The 2,733-nt window shown below is 73.5% G+C and carries 1 protein-coding gene; it reads left to right on the forward strand.

Annotated features, from left to right (window positions below; translation table 11 throughout):
• Positions 1 to 2,733, forward strand: a 2,733-nt coding sequence (locus FV220_RS24680; RefSeq protein ID WP_147833545.1) for an SDR family NAD(P)-dependent oxidoreductase, incomplete at both ends; no start/stop codon positions are given.

Below are 2,733 nucleotides of genomic sequence, written 5' to 3' on the forward strand. Positions count from 1 at the left end.
GCCCCGGACGGCCTGCGGGCGCTGCTCCTCGACAGCGAGCCGGGCGATGCCGCCGCCGCCGCCCTCCTGGCGCGGCCGCGCTACACCATCCCGGCCCTGTTCATCGTCGAATACGCCACGGCGCGCATGATGCTCGCCTGGAACATTCGCCCCGCCGCCGTCATCGGGCACAGCATGGGCGAGTATGCCGCCGCCTGCATCGCCGGCGTGATGTCCCTCGCCGATGCCCTGTCCGTCGTCGTCCTGCGCGGGCAGATCTTCGAGGCCGCGCCCGCGGGCGCCATGCTGGCGGTGTCGCTGCCCTCCGCCGAGCTGCGCGAGCGGATGGGTGACGCCCTCGACATCGCGGCGGAGAACGCCGCGACGCTCACGGTGGCGACCGGCTCCGTCCATGAGATCGCCGCCCTCGAACGGCGGCTGGCGGAGGACGGGATCGAGTTCCGCCGCCTGCGCATCGACGTCGCGGCCCATTCGCGCATGCTCGACCCCTTCCTCGACCGGTTCCGCGCGCGCCTGGACGCGATCGCCCTCCGCGAGCCCACGCTCCCCTTCGTCTCGAACCTCAGCGGCGCCTTCGTCGGGCCGGGTGAACTCACGCGGCCGGACTATTGGGTGTCCCATCTGAGGGAGACCGTCCGCTTCGCGGTCGGCGTTTCGGCGATCCTGGCCGAGCCGGACCGGGCGCTCCTCGAGATCGGGCCGGGCCACAGCCTCGGTGCCCTCGCGCGTCTCGCGGAGGGCGGGGGCTTCGCGCCTCTGGCCATCGCTCCGACCATGGGCCAGCCGGGGGACACGGAATCGGACGTCTGCGTCGCCCTGACCGCGATCGGCAAGCTCTGGGCCTGCGGCCATGACGTCGATTGGGCGGCGATCCGTGGGAGTGACGACGGGCGCCGGGTTCCCGTGCCGACCTACGCCTTCGAGAAGCAGCGGCACTGGATCGAGCCGGTGCGGGCGGCGACGACGCCGGTGGCCTTCGATGCCGGGGCGGACGGGCTCCAGCGCCTCGAGTCCATGGAGAACTGGTTCTCGGTGCCGCATTGGATGCCGGTGCCCGTCGCGCCCCGCGCGGCCGCGCCGGACCGGACATGGCTGATCTTCGCCGACGCCTCGCGACTGAGCACCGCGATCCTGGCGGCCCTGGAGAACCGGGGCGCGCGTGTGACCGTCGTGCGTCCAGGCGAGGCCTTCAGCGTCCGCAACCGCCTGTTCCAGCTGACGCCCGACCAGCCGACCCAGTACCGGGACCTCGTCGCGGCCCTCGACCGGGATGGAATGGCGCCGGATCACATCCTCCACCTCTGGTCGACGAGCGCGCCGGACCCGTCCCCGGAGCGCCCCTGCGCCGAACAGGCACTGGGCTTCGACAGCCTTCTCGCCCTCTGCCAGGCGATGCAATATTGCGACGTCGCGGTGCCCAAGCGCCTGAGCGTCGTGACGCGGGAGAGCCAGTCGCCCCCGGACCATGCGGCCCGCCACCCGGAGCGCGCGACCCTGCTCGGCCTGTGCCGCGTCCTGCCCCGTGAGATGCCGGGCCTGGCGACGCAGCTCATCGATCTCGGCGGCGAGGATGTCCCCGGCCGCGACGCGGATCCGGTGGCGGAGGCCGCCCTCGTCCTGGCGGAATGCGACGCGGAGCACGGCGTCGACCTCGTGGCCCATCGCGGAGGCACGCGGTTGGTTCAGCGGATGGTGCCCACGCGCATCGAGGGGCCGGCGGGGCTTCCCCATCGGCTGCGCCGGCGCGGCGTCTATCTCGTCACCGGCGGTTTCGGCGGCCTGGGCCTCGCCCTCGCCGGATGGCTGGCGCGCGACGTGTCCGCGCGGCTCGTGCTGGTGGGGCGCGATGCCTCCGCCCATGTGGCGGCGATCCGCCACCTCGAGGCCGAGGGGGCCGAGATCCTGGCGGTGAGCGCCGACGTGACCGACCGCGCCGCCATGGAGCGGGTCGTCGTCGCCGCGCGGCAGCGCTTCGGCGCGCTCCACGGTGTGTTCCACGCGGCCGGCTCCATCGACGATGGCCCGATCATGGAGAAGACCGTCGAATCCAGCCGCCGGGTGATGGCGCCGAAGCTGGCCGGGGGGCTGGTCCTCGACGCGCTGCTGCCGGAAGGAAGCCTCGACCTGTTCGTGGTGTTCTCCTCCACCAGCGCCCAGATCGGGCCGCCCGGCCAGGTCGATTACGCCGCCGCCAACACCGCCCTGGACGCTCTGGCCACCCGGCGCGGCGACGGCCTCTCGGTGGCATGGGGGATCTGGGGCGATATCGGCATGGCGGCCCGGATCTACGGGGGAGCGGCCCTGTCCGGTACCCCCGAAGGTCACCCGCTCCTCGGGGTCGAGACCGGCCGCACCGAGACCGCCATCACCTTCCAGGCCCTCTACGACCCCGCCCGCATGTGGGTGCTGGCGGAACACGTCCTCGACGGCCGTCCGATCCTGCCCGGCGCGGCCTATGCCGAGATCGCGCTCGCGGCCGCCACGGCGGGGTTCACGTCCTCCGGCGTCGATCTGCGGGGGCTCACGGTCGATCTACCCCTCGTGTTCGAGCCGGGCGTGAAGCGTCTCGTGCGCACCACGCTGACGGCCCTCGACGGCGGAGGCTTCGCCCTCTCCGTCGAGAGCCGCCCCCTCCTGGGCGAGGAATGGGTCGAGCATGCGCGCGCCACCCTGTGGCCGGGATCGACCCTGCCCTGGGCGGTCCGGCGGGTGGCCCGCCGGACCGCCCAGGGC

This window comes from Methylobacterium sp. WL19 (assembly GCF_008040005.1).
GTDB classification, from domain to species: Bacteria; Pseudomonadota; Alphaproteobacteria; order Rhizobiales; family Beijerinckiaceae; genus Methylobacterium; species Methylobacterium bullatum.